General features: G+C 69.1%; 1 protein-coding gene. It reads right to left on the bottom strand.

The window, feature by feature from the left end:
* Positions 1 to 1,187: type III glutamate--ammonia ligase (gene glnT / locus R5H32_RS20895; protein WP_318340563.1), on the bottom strand; the 1,187-nt coding region annotated here is incomplete at both ends.

Raw genomic sequence — 1,187 nt, 5'->3', positions numbered from 1 at the left:
ATGAAGGCGGCGGAGAACTCGGGTCCCATGGCCTCTTTGAGTTCCTCGTCGGCATCGTAGGCGCGGATCGCGTCGAGGAGGTTCAGCGGCAGTTTCGGCGCGCCGGTGACGGTGTGGCCGTCCTTGTACATGTCGATGTCGTGGCGCGGGCCGGGGTCGGCGTTGGTGCGGATGCCGGAGAGGCCGGCGGCGATGATCACGGCCTGCAGCAGGTAAGGGTTGACCGCGCCGTCGGGCAGGCGCAGCTCGAAGCGGCCGGGGCCGGGGACGCGCACCATGTGGGTGCGGTTGTTGCCGGTCCAGGTCACCGAGTTGGGCGCCCAGGTCGCGCCCGAGATGGTGCGCGGGGCGTTGATGCGCTTGTAGCTGTTGACGGTGGGGTTGCAGATCGCGGCAAGGGCGCTGGCGTGTTTCATGATCCCGCCGAGGAAGGCGCGGCCCTGGTCGGAGAGCCCCAGTTCCTTCGAGTTGTCGGCGAAGGCGTTGACGCGGCCGCCCTCGTCCCAGACCGAGATATGGGCGTGGCAGCCGTTGCCGGTCTTGCCGGGCAGGGGCTTGGGCATGAAGGTCGCGCGCATGCCGTGCTTCTCGGCGAGCGAGCGGGTCATGAACTTGAAGAACGAGTGCTTGTCGGCGGTGGCGAGCACGTTGTCGTACTTCCAGTTCATCTCGAACTGGCCGTTGGCGTCCTCGTGGTCGCTCTGGTAGGGCTCCCAGCCGAGGCCGAGCATGCAGTCGCTGATCTCGGCGATCACGTCGCAGCGCCGCATCACCGCCTGCTGGTCGTAGCAGGGCTTGGCGGCGGTGTCATAGGCGTCGGAGAGCTCGGCGCCGTCGGGGCTGAGCAGGAAGAACTCCGGCTCGACCCCGGTCTTGACGTGGAGCCCGAGCGCGGCGGCCTTCTCGATCTGGCGGCGCAGCACGTTGCGCGGCGCCTGGGCGAGGTCGGCGCCGTCCATCACGCAGTTCGAGGCGAGCCAGGCGACCTCGGGCTTCCAGGGCAGCTGGATCGCGGTGTCCGGGTCGGGCACCGCGAGCATGTCGGGATGGGCCGGGGTGAGGTCGAGCCAGGTCGCGAAGCCGGCGAAGCCGGCGCCGTCGACGGCCATGTCGTTGATCGCGGCGGCGGGCGCGAGCTTGGCGCGCTGGCCGCCGAAGAGGTCGGTGTAGGAGACCATGAAGTACTT

Source organism: Defluviimonas sp. D31 (genome assembly GCF_033436765.1).
In the GTDB taxonomy this organism is placed as follows: domain Bacteria; phylum Pseudomonadota; class Alphaproteobacteria; order Rhodobacterales; family Rhodobacteraceae; genus Albidovulum.
This window is presented reverse-complemented; position numbering and strand designations above follow the sequence as displayed.